Genomic DNA, 24,761 nt, shown 5'->3' with positions numbered 1-24,761 from the left:
TCGCCGTCGGTCGGTGCCGATGTCGGCTTCGCCTCGCTCGACGGCGAAGGCCTGTTCGGGCGGGTTTCAGCCGGGTTGGCCTTGTCGAACACCGACAACTGGGACCTCGACTTCTCGCTGCTGTTCAACATCGAAGGCGACGGTTCGCAGTCGGCCGGCGCCAAGGTCGGCGCTCGCGTTCGCTTCTGACCGGCTATCGTGGGACGTGGAGGGCGCCTGTTGCGCCCTTCACTCCGGCAAGTCGAGGTATCGTGCCGCAACCGGCGCCAGTCGGGTGGCCTGCATTCATCGATGTTCGATCCGACACCTGAAGCGAGGCCGCGCCGTGCAGCAATGGAACAAACCGGCCGACTTGGCGGTGCCAACTTCGGACATTCTTAGGAAATCAACGCCCAGCCAGTCGACGCCGAAACATGGCGTCCGGAGATGCGGACGAGCCATTGAACGTCTATCGCGTCGTGCCGGTGGCGCCACCTAGCGACCGACGCTGGGACGACGCGTCTGGCAACGGAGAGGTTGTCGTCGCGGTGCGTACTCCGGGTGACGCACGTCTCGTTGCGGCGGGCAGCGAACTGGATTTCATGGAGAATGATGCGGCGCCGGTGGAAGATGTCGCTTGGGCTGCGGCAACTGCCTTGCGGTCAGGACGCCGTTCCGCCATGCGGAAACTTCTGGTGGGTCCGTTCACATGCCCAGCCCTGCAAAGCGAAAGCGGCCCTCCTGGGAGGGCCACTTCCGATGTCTAGCGGATTACTTCGCGCCGATTGCCTGAAGGCCGGCGGTTGCGCAGTTTGCGTCGATATCGCCCGACGGTGCGCCACCCACGCCGATGCCACCGACCAGGGCCTTGCCGAACTTGATCGGCACGCCGCCGGCCTGGATCACCATGCGCGCGTCCATGTCGCGGAGGCCTTCATTTGCCGGCTTGGAGGCGATGAACTCGCCGAGGCCGGCCGTGTCGCGGCCCATGGCGGCGGAGGTGAAGGCCTTGCCCTGGGCGCTGTTGCCGGTGTGCGGACCGGAATTGTCGGCCTTCATCAGCACCTTGGTTGCCCCATCGCGACCAACAACAGCAACGCTGACATTGTGGCCTTCCGCGGCGCAAGCTTTCACTGCGGCGTCGGCAGCCTTGATGGCCATGTCGAGCGGCAGGTAGGCCGCGGTCGGCAGTTCCTGCGCCGTGGCGGCAACGGGAGCGAGAAGCGCGGCTGCGAGCACGATATTGCGGATCATCATAGGTTCCTTTCCTGTTGATGTGAAAAGGTTATCCCGCCGCAGATATCGTGGGTATTCGTAGGGCTTGCRCGCCTATCCGTAGTTCTACGGAGTTTTCGTCCCGTCGAGCCAGATGCGCGTCATCTCCGCTTGTGAAGTGCTACCGAGTTTGGCGCCGATGGCGGCGCGATGGCTTTCGACCGTACGGGGCGAAAGACCGAGGCCTTCGGCGATCTGGCGGGTGGTGAAGCCTGCGGCAATCCGATCGAGAACTTCGCGCTCACGCTGCGTGAGTGCCGCAAGCAGGGCCAAGGTTTCGGCTTTTTCCGCGTGGGCGCGCATGGTGCGCTCCAGCAGTTCATGGCCCTTGTGGATCGCGTCGATCAAGTCCTGCTCATCCACCGGCTTCGAGAGAAAGTCGATTGCGCCGTTGCGAAAGGCGCGGCGACATGCCTCGATATCGCCGTGCCCGGAGATCACGATCGTCGGCCAGTCTATCCCGTGTTCCGTCAGCCTTTCCTGCAGCTTCAGCCCCGAAATGGCGGGCATGCGGATATCGAGCACCAGGCAGCCAGGGTCGAGGCGGGATACCTGGGCGAGAAAGGCTTGCGGATCCGAAAACCCAGTGACCTTGATCCCGACCGTCGAGAGCAAGAGGCTGAGCGCGCGACGCACCGCATCGTCGTCGTCAACGAGATAGACGGGATGCGTCATCACATCGGTTCCTCGGTTCGGCGGGGACGTGGCAGCGTCACGCGGAACGTGGCGCCATGGTCACTTTCAACCAGGGCGATTTCGCCACCGGCGCGTTCCACCAGTCGCTGGCTCAGCGCCAGACCGAGCCCGGTGCCCCCGACGCGTGTCGTCATGAATGGCGTGAACAGCCTTGGGCGCAGTGCTTCCGAAACGCCGGGACCATTATCAGCGACATCGAAGACAACTGCGGTGTCTCCCTCGCTCAGGGTAACCGTCACGCGTCCGCTCTCGTCTGTCTCTGCAGCCAATGCCTCAAAGGCATTACGCACCAGATTGTACGCGACCTGCTCTATCTCAACCGGATCGGCCACGACCGATACCGGTGTTTCCGGAATCTGAAAATCAAGCTGAATTCCGCGAGATCTCGCGTCCGGTTGCAGTAGCGCGTCAACATTTGCAAGCGCGTGACGCAGATCGAAGGTGGCAACCGGCACAGCATGCGGCTGCGACCAGTTTCGGAACCTTTCCAAAATGGCCGATGCCCGGCGCGCCTGGCTTACGGTGTCCTCCAGCACCGGAGCAAGTGCTGTGTCCTGTCCTTGAGCGAGCAGCCTTCGCCCGGCCTGCGCCTGCGCCAGAATTGCGGTTAGCGGCTGGGTCAGTTCATGCGCCATGCCGCTCGCCATTTCGCCGAGCGCGTTGACGCGCGACGCGTGCGTGAGGCGCGATTCCAGCGCGCTGAGGGTTGCCTGCTGTTCTGCTGCGCGCGTGCGCGCACGCTGACGCAGTGCCGCCAGGCCGGCGAGATAGGCGAGGCTGACCACCAGAAGCGTCAAGCCGGTCTGGACGGGTGGGAACATGTCCGCAAGCCCGATCTCCATGCCTGTTTCCAGAAGCAGCGGCTGCGACGCACTGCTCAGCGCCTTGGAAAAGCGGATTGCCTCGGGCAGGGCGGTCGGTAGCAGGACGTGCCCGTCCGGCAGCGAGAGCCGAACCGCGACCCCGGGGCGAGACCAGAACGGCCCGCCATCTCCAATCAACTTCGCTGCGTCGATGCCGAGCATCAGACCATAGCGCGCCTCGTCGGTGTTCGGACTGCGCTTGATCATGATGTAGTGATCGGCCCGTTGCGGATGGGGCAAGAGTGCGATGCGCCCATCCGATGCCCTGGCGGCCGCGCGAATGAGCTCTGCCGTCTTGGCATCGAGTGGACCGGTACCGACCGTTTCGGCGCTTGCATCCAGGGGGACGAGCTGAACTTCGTCTATCCGCGGATAGAAACGCGCAATCGTGCGGGCAACCTCCAGAAACAGGTCGTGCCTGCGCCCCTCGGAGGCAACAGCGACCGCCGAGAGCGCCGTCAGATGTGCATCGTGCTGATCAACCCGCTGTGAGGCGAGGCTATGGAGGAGCGCGCTTTCCCGCTCGAGTTCGGCGACGAGTGCCTGCCGCTCCCAACCCGCCAACGCGACGCCACCGAGCGCCAGGAGGAGGCACCACAGGACGACCATATGGAAGGGGCGTTCGAAGATCGAACGATTGCTGTGCATCATCGGTTGGGCGGTCTTGTTGTCATGCGCTGCCTTCAGCAGAGAGCGGTCGCGGCCAGGCGCGGTCATTGTTCGCCTTGATCATCTCGCCGCTGAAATGCGCTCTGTCAATCCATCGAGGTGCCCCGCGCAGCGTTGCAACACGAGCTTCGCCGACCGCGAACACTGCCCCGTCCACCACGCGAGCCTTTCGGCGAGATCAGATCCGAGCCGCAATGTCTCCGCAACACAGGGCTGCCAAGCATTCTGGCGTAGTGATCGAAGGAGACTGACAATGCGTGGCTTGGCTTACGGTAGAATTCTCGGCCTGATGTGCATACTGGCGGCGGCCGTGCCTGCGGCGCCGCCGATCGTCCTCGCGGATGATTTCGATGGCGGACGGCGCTACTGCAGGGACTACCATGGCAGGGACCGCTGGCGCTGCGAGGAGTCACGTCGGGATCATTGGCGCGAGAAACGCGAGAAGCAGGAAAAGCGGGAACTCAAGGCCGGCATCGCCGCCGGTGCGATCGGACTGGCGCTCGGCGCGATCATTATCGGTGCGGCGCAGGAAGAAGAGCGCCGCCGCCAGAACGACCAGTATCGCCTCAATGAGCGGGACGCACGCTGCCTCGCCCGCTATCGTAGCTATGATTCACGCAGCGGAACCTTCATCGGCCGTGATGGCAGACGCTACGAGTGCCGCTAAGGCCGCGGTTTCGGCGAATTTGCCTCTTTCGCTTTGGCTTCTTAAAGAGCGTTGCCACCCTATTAGTCCATGCAATCCATAGCTGCGCAATCATCAATTTTCGCGAAGGTGTGAGGCTGTTCACTCGACCGCCGGGAGGGCCGCGCAGAAAGTGAGCCATCACGCGCTTGCCGATGCGGCCTCGAAGACCGCTCGCTGTGCTGCAAAGGCGCGTTTGTACGCGGGTCGCGCTTCGCCACGGGCGACATAGGCGGAAAGGTTCTGAAATTCGTCCAGCAGCGCCGATCCCTTCAGCCGGAGCAAGACAGATATCATCTGTAGGTCGCCCACACTGAAATTGCCGTCGAGCCACGCGGCCTCGCCAAGGCGGTCGGAGAGTTCACGCAGGCGCTTGCGGACACGTTCCTCGACGGCCGGCAGGCGTTGCTCATACCAGGTTTCGTCGCGCTCCAGCAGCCTGGCGACTTCGCGCTCGATGATCGGCGGCTCCACCGTGCTGAGTGCGGCGAACATCCAGGTGATTGCGCGGGCCCGGGCGTTGGCGTCGACCGGCAGCAACCCTTCGTGGCGCTCCGCGATGTGGAACACGATCGCTCCGGATTCGAACAGCGCGAGATCGCCTTCCTCATAGGTCGGAATTTGGCCGAAGGGGTGAAGCGCGAGATGCGCTGGCTCCCTGATCGCTTTGAACGAAAGCAGGCGGACGTCGTAGGGCTGACCAACTTCTTCGAGCGCCCAGCGAACGCGCATGTCACGGGCCAGTCCCCTACCGCGGTCCGGCGAACGTTCAAAGGCGGTAATGGTGATAGGCATCCTCATCCTCCATGGCTGTCTATCCTAAAGACGGCCGGCCGAGCGAATTCCCGACATTCGGCTACGGCGCTCTCGCATTCCACTTGAGCTTCCCCAGGGGGAAGCCCGTTCCGTAACGGGAACTGTTGCCAGCGGCACATGCGTGTGGGGCGCGAAACATGAACAATTTTTAATTGTTTTTCAGCGTGTTGCGCCATTGAAGCGGCCAGATTGGCGCCCAATTTCGGAAGTGTTGGCACGACGCGAGCTTTCTTCCAAAGAGAGAGCCACCGCCGCCCAATTGGTCGAACAGATCAGCAGGGCCCCTTACACGTGCGCTCACCCGCAAACGGACCATGCTGGCTGTGCGAATATCGTCTTTTGGCGCTGAGGTCGCGGCCCTTCGCGGCGGCCGATGCTGCGCCAATCGAGAAATACGGAGGCGCTGATGGCCAGTCGATTAAGTATCGCGATCCTCGTCGCCGCCGGTCTCGTCTGCGTGGCCGCCGCTGGGGCCAGTGTAACCCGGACGGCGGTGCAAAGCGAGGCAAAGCCTGCCCGTGGCGTCTCTGCCGACTCCAAACACGGTGGCGCCATCTCCGTCGAAACGGCCACGGTTACGCTCAAGGACGTGCCCGTCATTGTCCACGCCCTGGGCAATGTCCAGGCACCCGACACCGTACAGGTCGGTGCTCGTATTGYGAGCCAGATCACAGCCATCCACGTCAAGGACGGGCAGATGGTCAAGGCCGGAGATCCGCTTTTCGCGTTGGATGACCGAGCAATGCAGGCACAGCTCGCGCGTGACACGGCAATCGTCGCGAAGGACACGGCATTGCTTTCGGACGCCAAAACAGAACTCGAGCGCGCCAGAACCCTGCGCGACGACAAGACGGGAACGCAGCAGACCTATGATACCGCGCTCTCGGTGCAGCAGTCGGCCGAGGCGACGCTTGATGCTGACCGGGCCTCCGTCGAGGCCGATCAGGTCGCGCTCAGCCTGACGCAGATCACCGCACCCATCAGCGGCCGCCTCGGCGTTGTCCAGGTCACTCTCGGTGATCTCGTCGGGCAGACGGGCGCAACCTCCACCAACCTGGTGACGATTACCGCGATCGACCCGATCGAGGTTGCCTTCCATTTGCCGGAAGAGCAGTTGCAGACGTTCAAGGCGCTGCTGGATCAGGGCAAGCCGCCGCGCGTGCGCGCCAAGCTCAGCGGTTCGGAAACGGCCATAGGCGAGGGTGTGCTCGATTTCATCGACTCCTCGGTCGACGCCACCTCCGGCACGATCACCATGCGGGCGACCTTTCCCAATGGCGCGCAAAAGCTATGGCCGGGTCAGTTCGTCGATGTTGATATCGAACAGGAGCAATTGCACCAGGCGCCGGTCATCCCGAGCGTTGCGGTTCAACCGGGCCAGAACGGCCCCTTCGTCTTCCATGTGAAGGACGACAACACGGTGGAAACACTGGCCGTAAAGCCACTGTTCGATGACGGCAAGCTGGCCGTGATCCCTTCGGGGCTCACGCAGGGTGAAAAGGTCGTGGTCGAGGGACAAGCCCGTCTGAAGCCGGGCGACGCCGTCAAAGTGGTGCCTCCTGCCGCACAACCGCTGACGGATTGAGGAATTTCGGGAGTGAACGAAGATGCCACTGTCCGAGTTCAGCATTCGCCGCCCGATCGCCACAGCGCTGCTGTCGGTTGCGCTCATCCTTGCGGGCGCATTCAGCTATCTCGTGCTGCCGATAGCAGCTTTGCCGCGGACCGATTTCCCGGTCATCAACGTCTCGGCGTCGCTGCCCGGCGCGTCGCCGGACACCATGGCGACCTCGGTTGCAACGCCGCTCATCAAGCAGTTCGCCACCATTGCGGGGATCGACACGATCTCGACGACCAATTCCCTTGGATCCACATCGATCTCGATCGAGTTCGTGCTCGGTCGCAACATCGACGCCGCTGCCGCCGATGTGCAGGCGGCGATCACCAGGACGCTAAGGCTCCTGCCACAGGACATGCCGGCGCCGCCAAGCTATCGTAAGGTCAACCCGGCCGATGCCCCGGTTCTACTGCTTGCGCTGAAGAGCGATACGGTGCCTCTTACCGACCTCGATGCGATCGCTCAGCAGGTGATATCCCCTACGTTGTCCGTGCTCGACGGGGTGGCCGAAGTGTCCATCTTCGGCAGCCAGCAATTCGCGGTGCGCATTCAGATGCACCCGGATGCGCTGACGGCGCGTGGCATCTCCGTGGATGCGTTGAAAACCGCGGTCGCTGCGGCAAACGACAATTCGCCGCTTGGCACCGCGCGGACGAAAGACCGCCAGGTGGCGATCGTCGCCGATACACAGCGCATGAACGCCGCGAACTTCTCCAACATCATCATCAAGAGCGACAACGGCAAGCCTGTGCGGCTGGGCGACGTCGCGACGGTGATCGATTCCATCGCCAACGATCAGACGGCGAGCTGGCATGACGGATCGCGCGCCATCATCCTGGCAATCCTGCGCCAGCCGGACGCAAACACGGTACAAGTCGTCGACCGGGTGCAGGCGCTACTGCCGTCGCTGCGCCAGTCGCTACCCGCAGCGGCCAGCATCGAAACGCTCAACGACCGGTCGGTCTCCGTTCGTGGCGCGGTCCACGACGTTCAGTTTACCCTCGCGCTGACCATTGGCCTCGTAATCCTCGTCATCTTCGTCTTCGTGCGCCGCCTCTGGGCCACGCTCATCCCGGCATTGGCGGTGCCGATCTCCATCATCGCCACCTTTGCCGCGATGTATCCGCTCGGCTTTTCGATCGACAACATCTCGCTGATGGCGCTTACGCTCTCCGTCGGACTTGTCGTGGATGATGCGATCGTCATGCTGGAGAACATCGTTCGGCACATGGAAGAGGAAGGTAGCGACGCCTTTTCGGCAGCCCTTGCCGGTTCGAAGGAAATCGGTTTCACCATCGTTGCAATCTCCCTGTCGCTGGTCGCAGTGTTCATACCGGTGCTGTTGATGGGCGGCGTTATCGGCCGGATTCTTCACGAATTCGCCGTGGTCGTTACTGTTGCGATCCTCGCTTCCGCCTTCGTATCGCTCACGTTGACGCCGATGCTCGCCGCCCGGCTGCCTGCCAACAGTGAAAGTGCCGGAGGCGGCGTGCTTACGCGGCTGGACCTTGCGTTCGAACGCGGTTTTGCGCGCATCCTCAAGACCTACGAAGGGCTGCTTTCCTTCTGTATCCGGCAGCGCGCCCTGGTACTTCTTCTCTTCCTGTTCACCGTGGCGATCACCGCCTACCAGATTGTTTCGATCCCGAAGGGCTTCTTTCCTCAGGAGGATATCGGCCAGCTCCAGGTCACCACCCAGGCCCGCCAGGACATTTCCTTTGCTGCGATGTCTGCGCTTCAGTCCAAGGTCGAAGCGGTCTTTGCCAAGTCGCCCTACGTCGCCCATGTCGCAAGCACGATCGGATCGGGCGGGGCATCGACGGCCCTCAACACCGGGCGCCTTTTCGTGGAACTCAAACCGAAGCGCGACCGCCCTCAGCTCGAAACCGTTCTTGCGGAATTGCGCCGGGAGCTTGCGGCAATTCCCGGCATCCAGGCGTTCATGTCGCCGATCCAGAACCTCTCCGTCGGGTCGCGCGTCTCCGCCAGCCAGTATCAGCTGGTGCTCCAGAGCCTCGATCAGCCGCTGATGAACGAGTGGGCGCAAAAGCTCCGCGACGCGATGAGCGCGGATCGCGCGTACTTCACCGACGTCAACAGCGACCTGCAGATCAATGCGCCACAAACACGCCTGGTCGTCGATCTCGATAAGGCGGCAACGCTCGGCGTCGATGCCAGTCAGCTGCGGACGACACTCTATGGCGGCTTCGGCGCAGAGCAGATCTCCACGATCTACACGGCCGGCGACAGCTACGAAGTCATCATGGAACTCGATCCGAGCATCGAGTGGTCTGCCGACAGGTTCGCCGAACTGCGTGTGGGCGGCGCGAATGGTGCGCTGGTGCCCCTCGGCGCCTTCGCCCGCATCGAAACCGTCTCCGGACCACTCACCATCAATCAGCTCGGCCAATTGCCGGCCGTCACCATATCCTTCAACCTGCCGGCCCAGGTCGCTCTTGGCAACGCGCTTGCGGAGGTCGCTCGTCTCAAGACAGAGATCGGCATGCCCTCAGAGATCGCCACCCGAAACTACGGCACCACGCAGCTCTTCCAGGATGCTGCCGCCAACCAGGGTTTCCTCGTCCTTGCGGCCATCGTGACGATCTATCTCGTGCTCGGCGTTCTCTATGAAAGCCTCATCCATCCGCTGACCGTGCTCTCCGGTCTGCCGTCGGCCATCTCCGGTGCGCTTCTCGCAATCTATTTTTGCGGCTTCGACCTCTCGATCATCGCGATCGTCGGCGTGTTGATGCTGATCGGCATCGTCAAGAAAAACGCGATCATGATGATCGACGTGGCGCTGGCGCTGCAACGGTCCGGCAGTCCGGCCCGAGAGGCGATCCAAAGGGCCTGCCTGATGCGTTTCCGCCCGATCATGATGACATCCGCAGCGGCGATCATGAGCACATTGCCGATCGCGATCGGCAGCGGCGCAAGCGCGGAACTGCGCCAGCCGCTTGGCGTCGCGGTGGTCGGCGGTCTTTTGGTATCGCAGTTTGTGACGCTCTTCGTGACGCCTGTGATCTACCTCTACATGGAGGATCTGACGCGGTGGATCTCGCAACTGTTTCAGCTAGCGTCATTCAAGGTACGGCGCGAACGGCAGCTGCCGGCAACCGCCGGCCGAGCTGTCTCAGATGCTACGGACCATCAGGCCGATACATGAAAGTTCGCATGCGGCAGAGGACTCAGACGGATGTTTGCGAACGGCTCCGCCGCGCGAGTTCATAGGCGATGGCTGCAACGATTGTGAGAACGATGAGCGTCAGTCCCAGCGCATTGACCGCTGGCGTGAGGCCCGTGCGAACCTTCGTCGCTATGTAGACGGTCAAGGGCGTTTCGGTGCCGCGAACAAACAGCGTCGTGTTGTAGTTCTCAAATGATTGCAGGAAGGCGATGCAGGCTGCCGCCAGCAAAGAAGGCTTGAGATAGGGCAACAGAACCCGACGGAAGACCATGAGGCGCGAGGCACCGAGGTCGACAGCGGCGTCCTCGAGCGTCCGGTCGAACCGCTGCAAGCGCGCCGCGACCATCAGCATGACATAGGCGGAGATGAAGCTCGACTGCGCGACGATGATGAGCAGCGTGCCCCCGCCGATGCCGGCCTGGCGCCACAGCACAAGCGTGGCGATGCCAATGGCTACACCGGGGGTCAGCATCGGCGAAACCATCAGCGCATAAAAGAAGTTGCGTGAACGATCCTGGAGACCGTTAAGGAAGAGCGCGGCGGCAGTTCCGATCGGCAGCGAAATGGCGATCACCCCGATACTAATGAGGATCGATAGCCAAAGCGCCTGCCACATGGCGCTGTCTGCCCAAAGCGCGGCGAACCAGTCGAGTGTCGTGCCGAGCCAGGGTGTGACTGTCGGAAACTTGCTGGTGTTGAACGTCGCCACCGCCATCACCGCCAAGGGCAGGAACAGATAGGCGAAGAACAGCGCCATGTAGGTGGCGAAGATGACCGGCGGCATGAGGCGGCCGAAGGTTGCCAACAATCCGACCGATGGGGTCGTCGCAAGAGACACTTTGCTGGACATGCTCATTTGGCCACATCCGCAAGGTTGACGCGGAAAATCTTCAACGCCGCCATGACAACGGCCATACAGAGCGCGAGGAGCACCAGCGCGTAGGCTGCGCCACGGTTCCAATTGCCGCCTTCGAAAAACCAGTTGTAGATGATCTGCGTGAACCAGCGGCTACCGGGCGCACCCAGCAGGGCCGGCGCCACATAACTGCCGGCGGCGAGCATGAAGGTGAAAACGCAGCCGGTCGCGATCCCCGCCTTGGCGTGCGGGATGACGATCCGGCGATGGATCTGAACGGTCGAAGCGCCAAGGTTGCGGGCGGCCTCGATCTGTGCCGAGTCCAGCGTGCTGATCGAGTTGAAGATCGGAAACAGCATGAACAGGATATAGGCGTAGACCATGCCGGCGAGCACGCCGAAATCACCGAACCAGCGCAGCGGCGCATCGATCACGCCCAGCCAGAGAAGGGCGGCGTTGAGCGGTCCGTTGAAGGCAAGCAGAATGTACCAGGCGAGCGTCCGCAGCACCTCGTTGATCCAGAAGGGAATGATGAGGGCAACGGTCACCAGCGCAACCGCCTTGCCCTTGGCGACCTTTGCCAGCCAGAAGGCGATCGGATAGGTGACGACGAAGGTCGTCGCCATCACCAGCGCGCTCGCCCATATGGTCTTGAAAAAGATCGCTCGATGGACCGGGTCTGAGAACAGTGCCGCGAAATGGGAAAGTGTGTAACCATCTTCCGGACCTCCCACCTGTGCTGGCGTCAGGTTCGGCCGGAGCGAGAAGTCGAGCATCATCACGTTCGGCGCGAGAACCATCCCCAGCAGCCAGACGGCAACGCAGATGACGATTGCGCTCCCGAGCCCCGGGCCAAATCGTTGAAACAGGCTATGCATCTGCAAGAACCAGCGCTTGCGAGGAAGAGAACGACAGTCGGACAGGCGTTCCGGCCGCCGGCGCCTCCGCCAGCCGGTGATGCGGCAGGGCGGCCGCCAGACGGTGCCCACCGTCCGTCTTTGCGTGCAGCATTGCGGTCGCGCCTTCGAATTCGAGTTGTTCGGCGACAGCTTTCAAACCATTGCGGTCGGCTTCGCCGGCAAGTGTAATAGCCTCCGGTCGGACGTAGACTGCGGCACGATCCCCGACCTTGAGTCCACCGCCGCTGCGACCGGTGAAAATCCCGTGCTCGGTCTCGATTGCGGCCATGCCGTCGGCAATGCGCTCGACACGCCCCTGGAACGCGTTGGTCTCGCCGACGAACCGGGCGACGAAGGGCGTGGCCGGGTTGGCATAGAGTTCCAGCGGCGCTGCCACCTGCTGCAGCACGCCCGCACTCATCACCGCCACACGGTCCGACATCGCCAGCGCTTCCGACTGATCGTGCGTGATATAGACGAAGGTGACGCCCGTGCGCTTCTGCAAAGCGCGGAGTTCTGCGCGCATGTGCTGGCGCAGCTTCAAGTCGAGTGCCGAAAGCGGCTCGTCGAGCAGCAGGACCTGCGGCTCGACCGCAAGCGCACGCGCGATCGCCACGCGTTGCTTCTGGCCGCCGGAAAGCTCGTGAACCATCCGGTCCCCGTAACCGGGAAGGGCGATCAGCTCGAGCAATTCTTCGGCGCGTCGCCGCCGTTCGGCCTTGCGCACGCCGCGCACTTCAAGCCCGAAGGCGATGTTTTCCCACACGGGCATGAGCGGGAAGAGCGCCAATGACTGAAAGATCATCGAGGTCGGCCGTTGGGCAGCACCGATCCCGGCCATGTCCCGGCCACCGATCAGGACACGGCCCGCGCTCGGCTGGACGAAGCCGGCGATCAGCCGCAGGATTGTCGTTTTCCCGCAGCCGGAGGGGCCGAGGATCGAGAAGAACTCACCGCCTTCGATCGCGACGGACAGTTTTTCAACTGCGCGAGTCTTGCCGAAGGTCATTTCGATGTCGGTGAGTTCGACGGAGCGGGACATACTGCTTCCTTGAAAAAGTGGCGGGAGCCAAGCCCCCCGCCGTCTGGTGTTCGCTCGCTTAGGCGGAAAGGAACTTGTCCTGGTATTCGTTGCGCAGTGCGACGAACCAGTTCTCCTGCACCGGCCACCACCACAGCTTCTCCAGCGCATCGCCCGGATAGGCCGCTGCAAAGAAGTTGCGCGACGCTTCGGAAAGGAACTTCTCAGCACCAACGGCCGTCGTGTTGATCGAGGTGTGGTTGGCGTAGAGCGCGCCGGCTTCCGGCGTCAGCACCCAGTTCAGGAAGGCGTAGGCCTGTTCGACGTTGGTTGTGCCGACGGGGATGGAGACGCCCTCCATCCAGGTCAGGGCACCTTCCTTCGGCGCGACGAAACCGATCGGCAGGCCTTCCTTGGCAAGGCCGGCGGCTGACGAATCCCAGGTCTGGCCGATGGTGACGCCATTGGCGCGGAAGGCGCCCTGAGCCTCGTTTTCGTTCGACCAGAACTGCGCGATGTTGCCCTTGCGCTGAATGGCCTCGGCGAGGATGACGTCGTAGTTCGCGCGCATCGTCGCTTCATCCTTGAAGCTGTCGCGCATCGGCTTCGGCAGCTTGCCCTGCACCTCCAGCCAGAGGCCCAGGCCAACGAGGCCCGAATGGCCGCGGACAGTGGCCTTTCCGGCCATTTCGGGCTTCCAGATGTCGCCATAGGAAGCAGCGCCGTATTCGAGCGGCGCGGTGTTCTTGTCGAAGCTGATGGCCTCGGTGCCCCAATCGGTCGGGACCTGATAACGCTTTCCGCCAACGACGGCACCAAGCGTCTCCGAACCCTTTGCGGCACTGACGAGCACGCGGTCCCAGAGCACCTTCGTCTCGTCGATCGGCTGGATGAGGCCCAGTTCGACGTAGTTCGGCACACGGTCGACGGCCGGCCAGATGATATCGTAGCCGGTACCGTTGCTCGCACGCATCTGGTTGAGCAGTTCGTCGTTGGTGCCATAGGGCGTGTAGACCGGCTTGATGCCGGTGTCCTTCTCGAACGCCGCCAGCATCTCGTCCGAGATGTAGCCTGCCCAGGCGAAGATGTTCACGCTACCCGAGGATCCGGCGGCAAAGCCCGCGCGGGATACGAACGGGGCTGCGAGCGACAGGCCGGCAACGGCGGCCGCACCCTTCATCAGTCTACGTCGGCTAACAGGCATCATCGGGGAGCTCTCCTTGGTGACGGCCGGGGGATCGGCCGCCTGCTGGGCTCCGCTCTTAGGGTTGCTCTGTGACAGTCATGCAAAGGAGACCGTGCCAAAATGGGGGTCGGTCAAAGCTTCGTACCCTTTGCTGCAATCTTCATCGAACGGTCATTTGTTTGTCGGCGGACTGACATATTCGGCCAATAGCCCGAGGACCAATTCAGGGGGTGGTCCGCAACCACTTCCCGGCTTGTTTCCCATGAAAGGTTTGGAACGATGACATCCGCTGGCGTAAAGGGTATCGGCATTTCGGCACACAGGAGGGCGGCTGACCTCTCGGACTTCGGCGCCGAGCTGGACATGATCGAGGCGCTGGGTGTGGACTCGATCGAGATTCCAACCTTCGATCTCGATGTTGTCGTCGGCGGGCGCGTCCGCAGGCCGCAACTTGCCGCCTTGCTCAATGCTTGCCGTGGCCGCGATGTTCTCTATTCCGTCCACGGTCCACTCGCCATCAATTTCATGGACGAGGCCTGGCGCCTGCCGCGCCACTTCGAGGTCCTGGAAGCCTCTCTGGAGGTCGCAGCAGAAATTGGGGCCGAACACTATGTGATGCATTCCGGCCTTGCCCCGCGCCAGCAGGCTGAGGGCACCGAGGCTGCGTATGAACGGCAGCGCCACGCACTCTCAAAGGCAGGCGACCTGGCGCGACAGCATGGCCTGATCCTGTGCGTCGAAACACTGTTTGCAGACTTCAAGGGGGATGGCTATGCCTCGTCTCCGAGGCAGCTCGCCACGGAGCTTGCCACCATCGCACACGACAATGTCATGGCGACCATCGATTTCAGCCACTCCTATCTGAAACTCGATTTTGACGGCAATCGCGACGGTTTCGTCGCCGAGATTGCGGCATTGGCGCCCTACGCCAAGCATCTGCACGTTCATGACAGCTTCGGCCGCCAGGACGATATCTGGATGTATACGGAAGGCGAGCGGCTTGCCTATGGCCATGGCGATCTGCACCTGCCGGTCGGCTGGGGCGATATGCCGTGGCAGGCGCTCATGGCAGAGTGCATTTTTCCCGAAGGCGTGCTTTTCAACATCGAGCTCAACCAGCGCTACTGGTATGCGGCGCAGGAGTGCATCGAGGCAACACGAGGCCTCGCCCGTTCCGCGCGAATTGGCCGCACTGCGGCCGCGGCTTGATTTCAGCAACCTTGCCGGCGTCCGCACCGACGAACTCCTCGGTGCGGTACCGCCCGGTGGGGGATTGGCCAGCAAAGCACGGCCGACGATATTCGCCAGCACGCTCACGGCTTCCTGCTTCCTGTTCCAGGGGGCAGATTATGCCAAAGCGAGACTCACTTTTCGCAAAGTCGCCGTTCGCCGTAATAGGGCTGGTAGGTGCAGTCCGAGGGCCGGAAGGAACGATAGCTGCGGGAGCAGGCCGTGATATTGCAGGACTGCGGGTTAGCCGGGCTCTCGACAAGCGTTCCTGCCGCGGGCGCCGCCATCGCTTCCCGCATGAAGTCTCGCCAGATGTGTGCCGGCAAGGCCCCGCCCGTCACCCCCTTCATCGGAGTGTCGTCGTCATTGCCAACCCATACGCCGGCGACCAGTGGTTCGGTAAAGCCGACGAACCAGGCATCGCGATTGTTCTGGCTGGTACCGGTCTTTCCGGCCGCGAAGGCGCCGGGCGCTGCGCCACGCCCGGTTCCGCGCTCGACAACCAGCTGCAGAAGGCCAACGAGATCGGGTTGGTAAGCGGAGAGGTCAATGGAAGGCGCGGTCTGTGAACCGACACGAAACGCCTCCGGCTGCCCGGCCGCCTGGAAATCGATGATGCCCCAGGGCTCCACCGGGGCCTTGCCGAGGTGGACGGAGGCATAGGCGCTGGTGAGATCAAGCAAGCTGACCTCCGACGTGCCGAGCGCCAGCGACGGTGTGTTGGCGAGCGGCGCGCTTATGCCGAGTTCGCGGGCAGCGGCGATCACCTTGTCGAGCCCCACCTCCTGCGCAAGCGCCACCGTCGGCGCATTCAGCGACCGGGCGAAGGCCTCGGCAATCGTGACCCAGCCGCGATAGCCGCCGCTGGAGTTTTCCGGCGACCAGCCGTCGATGTCGATCGGCGCGTCCAGGACCTGATCGTTCAGGGTAAGCCCGGCCTTCAGGGCCGCATAATAGACGAATAGCTTGAAAGTGGAGCCCGGTTGCCGCTTCGCCGTGACCGCGCGGTTAAACTGGCTTTGCTTGTAATCGCGGCCGCCGACCATGGCGACGACCGCGCCGTCCGGCGTCATCGCGACCAAGGCGGCCTGGGAAGCGCCCACCTTCTTTCCTTCGGTGTCCAGGGCATTCCTCACGACCCGTTCAGCGATCTGTTGCAACTGCGGGGACAGTGTCGTGCGAACCGTCGTTGAACCCGGAGATGCACCGGCGATTTCGCTTACCTGCGGCGAGATCCAGTCGGCAAACCAGCTTCCTGAACGGGGTGTGGGTGTCGTCGGGTGGAGCGTGGCGAAGCTCGCCTTGACGTCGGCTGCCTCGGTTGCGGTGATCTTGCCATTGGCGACCATCGTGTCGAGCACGACGGACGTGCGTTGCCGCGCACCGTCAAAGTTGTCGATCGGGTTCCACTGGCTCGGTGCCCGCAACAACCCGGCCAGCATCGCCGATTCCGGCAGGTTGAGTGCGCCGATGTCCTTGTTGAAATAGATCCGAGCGGCCGCAGGCATGCCGGTCGCGCCGGCGCCGAGATAGGCGCTGTTGAGGTAGCGTGTCAAAATTTCCTGCTTGCCGAGTTTCCACTCCAGCCAAAGCGCGATGACGAACTCCTGTATCTTTCGCTTTATCGTTCGATCGCTGTCGAGATATTGCAACTTGATCAGCTGCTGGGTGATGGTGCTGCCACCCTCGACCACCGAACCGGCTTCGAAGTTCCGGACCAGCGCCCGTCCGATCCCCCTGACATCGACCCCGAAATGGTCCATGAACCGGCGGTCTTCGATCGACAGCACGGCATCGATCAGTTGCGGCGGGAATTGATCGAATTGTGCATAAGGCCCTTGATAGGGCCCTTGCCGCACCAGCGGTCCTCCGTCCGCCGTTTCCAGCACTACGATGGGCTTGAGGGTTCCATCCCGGATCTCACTCCAGGGGACATCCTTCAGCGCCCAGATGAGCACACTTCCCGGAAGAAGGAGGCAGGCGAGGAGAGCCAGACCTATGACAATCTTCCAGCTGCTTGACCTCGCGGAGGTGTTCGGGCGATCTTTGGAGGGCTTTTTGCGTAGATTGCGAAGTCGGCTGCCGACGTTCGCCAGGGCAGCCACGAACCGCTCGCGGGGACCGTCGACGACGGCAGGCGCCGCGTCGTCTCCATTCGAAGGCCTGAACCTCGCTTTAAGATGGGATGCCGCGAGCTTGGCCTTCTCACCGGCAAAGGTCGAGCCCACCTTCAAATCGTGGCCGAGCGCACGCAGCAGATGGCGAGCTGCCTGTCCGCTTTGACCGAAGGGTGTCGGGGGAGAGGTCGGTTCCGCCGATTGACCGGGTTCGTCCGACGGAGCCGGAGCGCCCGTCCGGAGCTCGACATGTTCGACAACCGATTCCGAGCCCTCGGGGTGATCGGCACCTTTACGAGTGGTGTTGGCAATTTGGGTCGAGGTCTTGGGAGGGCGTGGCATCGGTTACCGCTAAAAGGATATTCCGGAATCTAGCGCGACCTTGTGGCCTGACAATGTTCTTGATGCATTATGGAATTGGCTGCCAGGCAGATGTTTCCAACAGAGAAAATCGCCCTCGAAACGGTGGCCCGGCGGGTTCGAAAGAGCTCCCGCAAAACTTATTGTACGGGTTCGGCCTGCGGCGGCCGCGCTCTGTCAGCGCTGAGGACTGGTCTGGGAACGGGACCGCGTATTGCCGGTGCAAAGGCGACAAGAAACAGGGCCCATGCCAACATCCAGCATGCAGCCGCGGCGGCTATGGGATCGAAATAGGCGCTGCCGATCCAATCGGCGGGAACCCGGATCATCGTGGCAAAACAGATAAGCGTGAAGGCGTATGCCATCTTGCGGTCAAGTATGAGCAAGCCTTCGTCGCGGACCATCGCCGCACGCATCATGAGGGCCGCCATCATCGTTCCCATTGCCCCCATGGTTGCCGCATGCGCGGTAGCCGCCGGGGACAGCCGATCTGGATACATGATCGCGAAGCCGATGAGCAGACAAGCCGCCGGCGTCCAGGCAAAAGCCAGATGCAGAATGAAGAGTGCCGGATAGCCACGGGCTCTGAGGCTTTGCCAACCGCGCATTTGCGAAGCGAGCGCCAGGCCGGACAACACCAGCGCGATGCCCTCTGCCGTCGATTGTCCGGCGGCGTTGAGGCCGGTCGCCGCCAAGATCCCGCCAATTGCGAGGTACGAAAGTCCGGCCTGATCCCGAACGAGACCGGCCTCGCCGGACCGTTCGAGCCAGGAGCGTGTGAAAGCCGGCGCCGCACGACCGCCGATCAGGATAATCAAGACGAGGAAAATCCGCGGCACGCCGTCGGCTGGGCCCGGTTCTCCAAACAGCCACAGGAGGCTCAACACGCCAATCAGCGCCATCGCGAACGGCGCCCAGAACCGGTGCGCTGCTCCACCAGACACAACGCCACGGAAGAGAACCGCCGCGATGAGCACGAAGTAGGCAGACATCCCGATTGCGGTAGCGACGACCGGCAGACACGCAGAAAATGCCGTCGTCAGACGGGCCGCGCACCAGAGAATGGTCGCAAACATGGTGAGTTCAGGTGAGACCGGGCCCTTCTTTGTCCAGGCGGGCAGGGCAGTCAGCAGGTAGCCTCCCGCTGCCGCCCCGGCCATGCCGAAGAGAAGCTCGTGGCGATGCCAGTCAGCCTTGTCCGGCCCGATCCCATCGGGAAGAAGCCAGACCACAGGCGTAACGAGCCCCCATAGACCCGCCAGAAAGAAGAGGGGTCGGTGTGGCGCCTGCCAGACCGAAGTCGACGCCTTTGGCGGTGAGATCATCAAACCGTCTGGGGGCCGGCCTCGAAGCGCGGAAACAGGACGGAATTTTCGAGATGCATGTGCGTGACGAGATCGTCGGTGAGTTTACGCAACCCGGTATAAAGTGCGGTCCACGAACCGCATGCACCCTCCGGCAGGGAAAGCCCGTGAGTGACATGCTCGATCGTTCTTAGATGTTCCACCTCGTCGTCGTGCTCGCGCCGCATCTGCGTGATCGGATAGGAGATCGCCTCGTTGTCGCCACGCTGCATCATCGGGAAGAGGACGAGCTCTTCCTTCATCATGTGGCTTTCAAGCTCGTCCCGTAGTGCCTCAAGGGCCTGGGAAAGCCCGATCGGTGCCGACGGATGGCCGCCGTGGACGCGCTCCACCTTCTGGGCAAGCGGGATCAGCCAGGTCAGCTCAGCACGATGCGTTTGATGGTACCGGTGAAGGAGATGCGTGATCAGATCGGCAGTCTCCTCGGGTGCATCTCGACTTGCGGAACGCTCAAGCGCTTCCAGTTCCGTCAGCAGCGCCGAAGGGGCGATGCCGGCCTTGAGCGCGGCTTCAGACAGCAACATCTTGCCACCGCAACAGAAGCTGATGCCGTAACGGCGGAAGAGTTCCGCGGCCCCCGGTAGTTCGGCTGCGATCGTGGCGACTGTGCTTTCGAGGTTGAGAGCGGTCATCATCTGTTCCTTGTTGGATGCTTGCTGACGGGATCCGCGCGACGCCAGAACGACCTCGAACGCACTGAAATCGTCTGCGATTGGCGGCAACGCATATTCCCCGTCCTGCGCCGGCAGAGCTTCGGGCGGTCGTGCGACGCAGAGGTCGTTCTTGTCTAGGTGGGGGGAGAACCTTCGTCTTTGTGCCGGCGCAAACAGTCCGTGCCGCATATCGGTTCGCGCGCCGATTTGTCGTGCCGGTTGGTTCCGCCCGATGCGGCGAGAGAGATGACGCTTGACGGAAAGTAAATGTCACGCTCGGGTCACGCGACAAGGAGATGAGCTCGCGATATTTTGCAGGGTCATTTCAAACCCTCGCAATGCCGTTGATAGCGCTTTCGGTTGCTTCAGATTGGCCAGAGACGACGCGGCATCCCGTAAGGAGTGGAATATCATGCGCCGCTATCTGTTCAACATCTATGCAGCAGGCGTCGTCAGCCGCGACGAAGTTGGCCGGAAGTATCCGTCAGACGGTCCAGCTGTCGCCTATGGCCAGAGGATCGTCGATGAGTTGACCAAGGATGACGACTATCACGACGCTGTCATCGATGTGGTCACGGCGTCGGGGCGTCTGGTTGCGCGGCTGATATCGCGTGACGCGCCTTTGGTGCATCATGTGAGAGAACCCACACGGCAAGTCTCGTTGCATTGAGCCCTTGCCGATCTGCCTCGGGATGTGGCCCGCCCTGGGTGGGCCGAAGCGAAGCCTACGCAGCCTGTTCATGGCCTGCATTATGGTCGAACAGGGCGCGCGCCGCCGCCGCCAACAGGTCAGTTTGCGAGATCAGCCCCAACACCTGATGGTCTTCATCGACGATGATGACCGCATGAATCGCTCCGCTGGTCAGTGCCGGCAGCAGGCTCATCGCGCGATCGTCTGCGCGAGCGACCACTGGCGCCGCGACGTTGCTGCCGACAGTGGCACCGGGCTCGGTCAACTCCCTGAGCCCAACTGTGCCAACAAGCCTCTCGTTCCCATCCTTCACGGGAAGGGCGCGGATATTGTGCTTGAGAAGCAAGGAGCGTGCGTCCTCGCTGCTGTCGTCCTTATGGACGCAGATGACGTCGCGCGACATGATATCCCGGCATAGAATGTGAGGCGTCGCCCGGATTGCCGCCTGCAATTCCACCTGGCGCAGCACGCGATCGAGGTCCTCGCGGCTAATGTCGAACGTTTCGTCCAGCGCTTCAAGCGCGGCGTCGACGTCCGCACCTGTGAAGCCGACCCGGCGGCTAGCGGGCGGATCGATCGTTGCGTGCGTATTTGCCGGCGGCGCGACCACGTGCGGGTAGTTTCGTCTCGCCAGTTTGTGAAACAGGATCCCCAGCGCCACCAGCAGGAACGAATTGAGGGCGACAGGCACCAGCGGGAAGAGAAGCCCCCAACTTGCAACGACGGGTCCGCCGAGCACCGCAGTCAGTGCCGCAGCGCCGCCTGGCGGGTGCAGGCAACGGGTAAATGACATCACCGCAATCGCTATCGCCACCGCAAGACCGGTTGCGATCAACGGGTCCGGCACGAACATCGCGCACAGGACGCCGACGAACGCGGAGATCGTATTGCCGCCGACGATCGACCATGGCTGGGCAAGCGGGCTCGCCGGAACCGCAAAGAGCAGAACCGCGGATGCGCCCATCGGCGCCACGATCAACGGGAGGCTGGCGCCACCACCAAAGATGCTACCGCTGATCATGCCGGTCAGGAGGATGCCGACCAACGCTCCGACGCACGCAATCAGGCGCTCTCTCAATGTCGCGCCCGCCAGGATCGGCGCGAAGAAACGACGGCCCGGTGGTTGCGAGGGCGTTGGATTGGGCGAATTGGTCATGCAGTCACCTGTGGCAGTGCGTGGTCGATATTTTCAGTGGACGCGAGCATCCGCAAGCAATGCGCGGCGCAGGATGTCGATCGCAGGCGACGGGGCCTCCTTGCGATAGACCAGCAGCGTCTGAATCTCGCTCAAGGAATGGATCTGAGCAGCGCCCGGCCAGTCCATCAGTTCAAACACCGATCGAGGCACGACACCGATCGCATCGCCGGCTGCAACGCTCGCCAGTATGGCGTGATAGGAGGAAACCTCTTTGGTCGCAATCGTTGTCGACGACCGTGCCCATTGCTCCGCGACACGACGATAGGTGCATCCGGGTTCGAGTGCCGCCAGCCAATTCACGCGCACGTCCAGTGCGGTCTTAATCGGCGGATGCGATGCGGGCAGGACGATCAACACGTCTTCGCGGTAGATCGGATCGCTATCGAGTTCCTTGAGAAAGTCGGATCCCGGTATCGCGATATCACCTGGTAAACGAGCGATCAGAGCGCAGTCGATTTCTTCCGCGACCACGGCCCGGGTCAGCTCCTCCGTTGACCCCATGGTGAGCCTCAGCGCCAAGCTCGGGTGCGCTCGGTTGATCGTCTGCAGAACCGGCGGCAGACGGCTGGCGGCGGTACTCTCCATGCTACCCAGCCGCAAAATATCCGGCATAGCCGTCGGCTTTAGCGCGTTGCGCGCCTCGTCCGCGAGCGCCACCAGCCGGCTGGCATAGGATCGGAAAACGCGCCCCTCGCGCGTCAGCGTCATCTTCTTGGCGTCGCGGTTGAACAGACAGGCGCCCAATTCTTCCTCGAGTGCGCGAATTCGGTTGGTGACGTTGGATGGTGCACGGCCAATCTCGGCGGCAGCACGGGTCACGCTGGTGCGCTCGGCGACCAGAAGGAAGATCTCAAGAGTCGTGAAGTCCATTTTTGTCTGCGAAAGGAATGAAGCTGCTTTATTGTTCTCGAATAGGAAACGATAATCAAGGTGATCCGGTGAAACTGCGTTCGAAACATTCCCGGAAACGGAGAAAGGCCGTCGATCATGTGCACGCCTGATGAGGACGATATTCCGCCGGGCTTTTCGTCACCGCCGTGCCTGATGCATGAGGTGGATCCGGTCTATATGGGCATCGAGTTTCCGAAAGCGCTCCCGGTTGCGCAATGGCGGGAGCTGGAGAGAAAAAGGCTGATACCCGCGCGGCAGGGCATTCCGAGTGTAGAACGGTCGGCAAGCACAGACGCCATCGTCACCGCGCTCGACCAGCTTTTGCCCAACGTTCGAGGCGAAACGATTTCTTTGTATTGGCCGTTCCGTGGCGAACCGGATTTGCGCGCGTGGATGAGCACGCTGATCGCCCGTGGTGCAGACTGTGCGCTTCCGGTGGTGGTCGCCAAGGCAAAGCCTCTGGGCTTTCGGTCCTGGCGCGCCGGCGAGGCGCTTGAGAAAGGTGTTTGGGGGATACCGATTCCCTCCAACGGACGGGATGTTCAGCCGACCATCGTCATTGCTCCGCTCGTCGGGTTTGACGAGAGTGGCTTTCGCCTGGGTTATGGCGGGGGCTATTACGATCGCACGCTCGCTGTCCTTCAATCGAAGCCATTCGTAATCGGCGTCGGCTTCGAACAGCAAAAAATGGAGAGCATCAGACCACAATGGCACGATATCGCGATGGATGCGATCGTGACCGAAGGACGGACCCTTTCATGCGGTCCTGGTCAGGGGCTGAATGGTGCAAGTTCTGCGAACTGCAGATAGAAGCCGAGCGACAGGATGGCAACGGCGAGAGCAACGGTGCGCGAGGCGAACCGTGCCGCCAGCCATGAGAGCGCTATGCCGGCAACGACTGCCATGGCACCCAGCGACGGCCCTTGACGACTGAATGCCAGTCCCAAGGCGGTCAACCCAGCCGTCATCGCGAGCGTCGCTCGCACCGCATCGCCACGCGATTGCTGGCGACCGCCATTGCGCACGAAACTCAACTCCGTCAGGCTGAAGGCCATTGAAACGCTCAGCAGCAGCGACAGCAGCAACCCACTCCACATCATCCGACGATCCCTTGGTTGGATGTTTCAGATGATGTGAAGCAAGAGTTGGGCCATCTGCACGGAGCCGTGTTTTCCGCGCTGGGGCACCCGATCTGCGGGAAAAACCAGCGAACACGGACCCGATTGCCCGTTCCTTGTGCAATATCACGTGGCGGTGAAGGCCTGGGCAAGGTCGATTTTCAGGTCGCGTTCGCTTTCGAGACCGACGGACATGCGAAGCAGTCCGTCGCCGATGCCCGCGGCAAGACGCGCCTCGGCGCCCATCGACGCGTGGGTCATCGTGGCCGGGTGCGCAATAAGGCTCTCTACCCCACCGAGCGACTCCGCCAGTGTGATGAGCCTGATGTTCGATACAAAGCGCCGTACTGCCTCGAGGCCACCATGAAGATCGAAGCTCAGCATGGCGCCGAACCCCAATTGTTGCCTGCAGGCCAACCCATACGCCGAATGGGAGGCGAGACCCGGATAGTGAACGGCACTGACCTGTGGCTGCGCTTCCAGAAACTCTGCAAGCGCCATCGCGGTGATCTGCTGTCGTTCGATGCGCGCGAACAGGCTTCGAATGCCACGCAGCGTGAGATAGCTGTCGAAGGGAGACCCGGTTACGCCTGTGAGGTTCGCCCAGTCGCGGAGCGGCTCGACGTCGGCCGCGTTGGCAGCAACGACGACGCCACCGACAACATCGGAGTGGCCGTTCAAATACTTGGTGGTGGAGTGGACCACGAAGTCGGCACCATGCGCGATCGGCCGCTGCAGCGCCGGCGACAGAAACGTGTTGTCAACCGCAACCTTGGCGCCTGCAGAATGGGCGATTTCGGCAATGGCGCCGATGTCGGTGACCCGCATCAAGGGATTGCTCGGTGTTTCAATCAGCACCAGTGTGACCGTTGGCGAGCAGGCTCTTGCCACGGAAGCATGATCGGACTGGTCGACGAACTGCACATCGAAATGACCTTTGGCCTGCCTGGACGCCAGGAGACGGTAGACGCCTCCATAACAATCATGAGGAGCAACGACCTTCTGTCCCGGGTTCAACTGGTCGAGAAGCAGGTTGATCGCCGCCATTCCCGATGAGGTCACGACCGCGCCGGCGGCGCCCTCAAGCAAGGTGAGTGTTTCCGAAAGCAGGCTCCGGGTCGGATTGGCTGTGCGGGAATACTCGAAGGCTCCCGGGGCCTCCAAGGCCGGGAATACGTAATTGCTAGACAGGTAGATGGGAGGTGTGACGGCGCCGAACGCGCTGTCGGTTGCAATGCCATTGACCGCTGCGATCGTGCGTGCGTCCCTCGGGCCGATTTCCATCTGTGTCTCCTGATCTGAGCTTGCTGCGATAAAGCACCCGGATTCATTCCCAATTTGAGAATGATATCTCAATGTCATTCTCATGGGCGCCAAACGTCAAGTGAT

General features: G+C 62.3%; 22 protein-coding genes. 7 read left to right on the top strand and 15 right to left on the bottom strand.

What is annotated here, in order from left to right:
* The coding region (locus tag AB4Z53_RS33340; RefSeq protein ID WP_441598930.1) for a hypothetical protein at window positions 1-189 on the top strand (189 nt) is incomplete at its 5' end.
* A 561-nt stretch (window positions 190-750) separates the two neighbouring features.
* On the opposite strand, the gene AB4Z53_RS33335 is transcribed toward AB4Z53_RS33340, so the two are convergent.
* The 3 genes from AB4Z53_RS33335 to AB4Z53_RS33325 all read right to left on the bottom strand — a co-directional run bounded on the left by AB4Z53_RS33335 (window position 751) and on the right by AB4Z53_RS33325 (window position 3,530).
* On the bottom strand, window positions 751-1,233 hold the full coding sequence (locus AB4Z53_RS33335) for a heme-binding protein (RefSeq protein ID WP_113537274.1): 483 nt from the start codon (window positions 1,231-1,233) through the stop codon (window positions 751-753).
* 87 nt (window positions 1,234-1,320) lie between these two features.
* The gene (locus AB4Z53_RS33330; RefSeq protein ID WP_113537253.1) at window positions 1,321-1,929 is read right to left on the bottom strand and encodes a response regulator transcription factor; all 609 of its coding nucleotides are present in this window, start codon (window positions 1,927-1,929) and stop codon (window positions 1,321-1,323) included.
* Entirely contained in the window at window positions 1,929-3,530 is a 1,602-nt protein-coding gene (locus tag AB4Z53_RS33325) for a sensor histidine kinase (protein ID WP_441599616.1), read from the bottom strand. The genes AB4Z53_RS33330 and AB4Z53_RS33325 overlap by 1 nt, the downstream gene beginning before the upstream one ends.
* Window positions 3,531-3,735: 205 nt before the next feature.
* Between AB4Z53_RS33325 and AB4Z53_RS33320 the strand changes: the two genes are divergently transcribed.
* Window positions 3,736-4,149 carry a BA14K family protein gene (locus tag AB4Z53_RS33320; protein WP_441599614.1) on the top strand — a complete coding sequence of 138 codons (414 nt, stop codon included), beginning with the start codon at window positions 3,736-3,738 and terminating at the stop codon, window positions 4,147-4,149.
* A gap of 159 nt (window positions 4,150-4,308) precedes the next feature.
* Here AB4Z53_RS33320 and AB4Z53_RS33315 read toward each other — a convergent pair whose 3' ends face one another.
* Window positions 4,309-4,962 carry a glutathione S-transferase family protein gene (locus AB4Z53_RS33315; protein ID WP_113537255.1) on the bottom strand — a complete coding sequence of 218 codons (654 nt, stop codon included), beginning with the start codon at window positions 4,960-4,962 and terminating at the stop codon, window positions 4,309-4,311.
* A gap of 427 nt (window positions 4,963-5,389) precedes the next feature.
* On the opposite strand from AB4Z53_RS33315, the gene AB4Z53_RS33310 reads away from it, so the two are divergent.
* Together AB4Z53_RS33310 and AB4Z53_RS33305 are read left to right on the top strand one after the other, a co-directional pair.
* Window positions 5,390-6,568, top strand: a complete 1,179-nt coding sequence (locus AB4Z53_RS33310) for an efflux RND transporter periplasmic adaptor subunit (protein ID WP_441599612.1) — start codon at window positions 5,390-5,392, stop codon at window positions 6,566-6,568.
* A gap of 22 nt (window positions 6,569-6,590) precedes the next feature.
* Window positions 6,591-9,767, top strand: a complete 3,177-nt coding sequence (locus tag AB4Z53_RS33305; protein WP_113537256.1) for an efflux RND transporter permease subunit — start codon at window positions 6,591-6,593, stop codon at window positions 9,765-9,767.
* Between the two features lie 22 nt (window positions 9,768-9,789).
* Here the strand turns inward: AB4Z53_RS33305 and AB4Z53_RS33300 are convergent, their stop codons facing one another.
* The 4 genes from AB4Z53_RS33300 to AB4Z53_RS33285 are packed head-to-tail and all read right to left on the bottom strand — an operon-like array spanning window position 9,790 to window position 13,771.
* Entirely contained in the window at window positions 9,790-10,644 is an 855-nt protein-coding gene (locus AB4Z53_RS33300) for an ABC transporter permease (protein ID WP_441599610.1), read from the bottom strand.
* Window positions 10,641-11,522: an ABC transporter permease gene (locus AB4Z53_RS33295; protein ID WP_113537257.1), complete on the bottom strand. Its 882-nt coding sequence runs from the start codon at window positions 11,520-11,522 to the stop codon at window positions 10,641-10,643. Before AB4Z53_RS33295 ends, AB4Z53_RS33300 begins: the two co-directional genes overlap by 4 nt.
* The gene (locus AB4Z53_RS33290; RefSeq protein WP_113537258.1) at window positions 11,515-12,585 is read right to left on the bottom strand and encodes an ABC transporter ATP-binding protein; all 1,071 of its coding nucleotides are present in this window, start codon (window positions 12,583-12,585) and stop codon (window positions 11,515-11,517) included. Before AB4Z53_RS33290 ends, AB4Z53_RS33295 begins: the two co-directional genes overlap by 8 nt.
* A 58-nt stretch (window positions 12,586-12,643) precedes the next feature.
* A complete protein-coding gene (locus AB4Z53_RS33285) occupies window positions 12,644-13,771 on the bottom strand; it encodes an extracellular solute-binding protein (protein ID WP_441599608.1) in 1,128 nt (375 codons plus the stop codon).
* A gap of 258 nt (window positions 13,772-14,029) precedes the next feature.
* On the opposite strand from AB4Z53_RS33285, the gene AB4Z53_RS33280 reads away from it, so the two are divergent.
* Window positions 14,030-14,959 carry a sugar phosphate isomerase/epimerase family protein gene (locus tag AB4Z53_RS33280; RefSeq protein WP_113537259.1) on the top strand — a complete coding sequence of 310 codons (930 nt, stop codon included), beginning with the start codon at window positions 14,030-14,032 and terminating at the stop codon, window positions 14,957-14,959.
* Between the two features lie 155 nt (window positions 14,960-15,114).
* Here AB4Z53_RS33280 and AB4Z53_RS33275 read toward each other — a convergent pair whose 3' ends face one another.
* The 3 genes from AB4Z53_RS33275 to ric all read right to left on the bottom strand — a co-directional run bounded on the left by AB4Z53_RS33275 (window position 15,115) and on the right by ric (window position 19,453).
* Window positions 15,115-17,439: a PBP1A family penicillin-binding protein gene (locus AB4Z53_RS33275; RefSeq protein ID WP_441599606.1), complete on the bottom strand. Its 2,325-nt coding sequence runs from the start codon at window positions 17,437-17,439 to the stop codon at window positions 15,115-15,117.
* Between the two features lie 158 nt (window positions 17,440-17,597).
* Window positions 17,598-18,782 (bottom strand): NnrS family protein, encoded by a 1,185-nt coding sequence (locus AB4Z53_RS33270; protein ID WP_441599604.1) that lies wholly within the window; start codon window positions 18,780-18,782, stop codon window positions 17,598-17,600.
* The gene (gene ric / locus AB4Z53_RS33265; RefSeq protein WP_113537279.1) at window positions 18,782-19,453 is read right to left on the bottom strand and encodes an iron-sulfur cluster repair di-iron protein; all 672 of its coding nucleotides are present in this window, start codon (window positions 19,451-19,453) and stop codon (window positions 18,782-18,784) included. Before ric ends, AB4Z53_RS33270 begins: the two co-directional genes overlap by 1 nt.
* 433 nt (window positions 19,454-19,886) lie before the next feature.
* Between ric and AB4Z53_RS33260 the strand changes: the two genes are divergently transcribed.
* Window positions 19,887-20,144, top strand: a complete 258-nt coding sequence (locus AB4Z53_RS33260; RefSeq protein WP_113537262.1) for a DUF6894 family protein — start codon at window positions 19,887-19,889, stop codon at window positions 20,142-20,144.
* Window positions 20,145-20,199: 55 nt separating this feature from the next.
* On the opposite strand, the gene AB4Z53_RS33255 is transcribed toward AB4Z53_RS33260, so the two are convergent.
* Window positions 20,200-21,321: an HPP family protein gene (locus AB4Z53_RS33255; RefSeq protein WP_441599602.1), complete on the bottom strand. Its 1,122-nt coding sequence runs from the start codon at window positions 21,319-21,321 to the stop codon at window positions 20,200-20,202.
* Between the two features lie 33 nt (window positions 21,322-21,354).
* Entirely contained in the window at window positions 21,355-22,233 is an 879-nt protein-coding gene (locus AB4Z53_RS33250; protein ID WP_441599600.1) for a LysR family transcriptional regulator, read from the bottom strand.
* Between the two features lie 117 nt (window positions 22,234-22,350).
* Here AB4Z53_RS33250 and AB4Z53_RS33245 point away from each other — a divergent pair, with 117 nt between their 5' ends.
* The gene (locus tag AB4Z53_RS33245; RefSeq protein ID WP_441599598.1) at window positions 22,351-23,064 is read left to right on the top strand and encodes a 5-formyltetrahydrofolate cyclo-ligase; all 714 of its coding nucleotides are present in this window, start codon (window positions 22,351-22,353) and stop codon (window positions 23,062-23,064) included.
* Here the strand turns inward: AB4Z53_RS33245 and AB4Z53_RS33240 are convergent.
* Entirely contained in the window at window positions 23,025-23,354 is a 330-nt protein-coding gene (locus tag AB4Z53_RS33240) for a hypothetical protein (protein ID WP_162768721.1), read from the bottom strand. The genes AB4Z53_RS33245 and AB4Z53_RS33240 overlap by 40 nt on opposite strands.
* Window positions 23,355-23,498: 144 nt before the next feature.
* On the bottom strand, window positions 23,499-24,656 hold the full coding sequence (gene metB / locus AB4Z53_RS33235) for a cystathionine gamma-synthase (protein ID WP_441599596.1): 1,158 nt from the start codon (window positions 24,654-24,656) through the stop codon (window positions 23,499-23,501).
* Window positions 24,657-24,761 lie beyond the last annotated feature (105 nt).

Origin of the sequence: Ensifer sp. 2TAB8 (genome assembly GCF_052115125.1) — a bacterium.
In the GTDB taxonomy this organism is placed as follows: domain Bacteria; phylum Pseudomonadota; class Alphaproteobacteria; order Rhizobiales; family Rhizobiaceae; genus Ensifer.
The sequence above is the reverse complement of the archived record's forward strand: the minus strand, read 5'-3'. Positions and strand labels throughout refer to the sequence as shown.

Excerpts from the sequence above, each read along its gene's own strand:
- AB4Z53_RS33335 (WP_113537274.1), bottom strand. The coding sequence starts at position 1,233 with ATGATCCGCAATATCGTGCTCGCAGCCGCGCTTCTCGCTCCCGTTGCC.
- AB4Z53_RS33330 (WP_113537253.1), bottom strand. The coding sequence starts at position 1,929 with ATGACGCATCCCGTCTATCTCGTTGACGACGACGATGCGGTGCGTCGC.
- AB4Z53_RS33325 (WP_441599616.1), bottom strand. The coding sequence starts at position 3,530 with ATGACCGCGCCTGGCCGCGACCGCTCTCTGCTGAAGGCAGCGCATGAC.
- AB4Z53_RS33320 (WP_441599614.1), top strand. The coding sequence starts at position 3,736 with ATGCGTGGCTTGGCTTACGGTAGAATTCTCGGCCTGATGTGCATACTG.
- AB4Z53_RS33315 (WP_113537255.1), bottom strand. The coding sequence starts at position 4,962 with ATGCCTATCACCATTACCGCCTTTGAACGTTCGCCGGACCGCGGTAGG.
- AB4Z53_RS33305 (WP_113537256.1), top strand. The coding sequence starts at position 6,591 with ATGCCACTGTCCGAGTTCAGCATTCGCCGCCCGATCGCCACAGCGCTG.
- AB4Z53_RS33300 (WP_441599610.1), bottom strand. The coding sequence starts at position 10,644 with ATGAGCATGTCCAGCAAAGTGTCTCTTGCGACGACCCCATCGGTCGGA.
- AB4Z53_RS33295 (WP_113537257.1), bottom strand. The coding sequence starts at position 11,522 with ATGCATAGCCTGTTTCAACGATTTGGCCCGGGGCTCGGGAGCGCAATC.
- AB4Z53_RS33290 (WP_113537258.1), bottom strand. The coding sequence starts at position 12,585 with ATGTCCCGCTCCGTCGAACTCACCGACATCGAAATGACCTTCGGCAAG.
- AB4Z53_RS33285 (WP_441599608.1), bottom strand. The coding sequence starts at position 13,771 with ATGATGCCTGTTAGCCGACGTAGACTGATGAAGGGTGCGGCCGCCGTT.
- AB4Z53_RS33280 (WP_113537259.1), top strand. The coding sequence starts at position 14,030 with ATGACATCCGCTGGCGTAAAGGGTATCGGCATTTCGGCACACAGGAGG.
- AB4Z53_RS33275 (WP_441599606.1), bottom strand. The coding sequence starts at position 17,439 with ATGCCACGCCCTCCCAAGACCTCGACCCAAATTGCCAACACCACTCGT.
- AB4Z53_RS33270 (WP_441599604.1), bottom strand. The coding sequence starts at position 18,782 with ATGATCTCACCGCCAAAGGCGTCGACTTCGGTCTGGCAGGCGCCACAC.
- ric (WP_113537279.1), bottom strand. The coding sequence starts at position 19,453 with ATGACCGCTCTCAACCTCGAAAGCACAGTCGCCACGATCGCAGCCGAA.
- AB4Z53_RS33260 (WP_113537262.1), top strand. The coding sequence starts at position 19,887 with ATGCGCCGCTATCTGTTCAACATCTATGCAGCAGGCGTCGTCAGCCGC.
- AB4Z53_RS33255 (WP_441599602.1), bottom strand. The coding sequence starts at position 21,321 with ATGACCAATTCGCCCAATCCAACGCCCTCGCAACCACCGGGCCGTCGT.
- AB4Z53_RS33250 (WP_441599600.1), bottom strand. The coding sequence starts at position 22,233 with ATGGACTTCACGACTCTTGAGATCTTCCTTCTGGTCGCCGAGCGCACC.
- AB4Z53_RS33245 (WP_441599598.1), top strand. The coding sequence starts at position 22,351 with ATGTGCACGCCTGATGAGGACGATATTCCGCCGGGCTTTTCGTCACCG.
- AB4Z53_RS33240 (WP_162768721.1), bottom strand. The coding sequence starts at position 23,354 with ATGATGTGGAGTGGGTTGCTGCTGTCGCTGCTGCTGAGCGTTTCAATG.
- metB (WP_441599596.1), bottom strand. The coding sequence starts at position 24,656 with ATGGAAATCGGCCCGAGGGACGCACGCACGATCGCAGCGGTCAATGGC.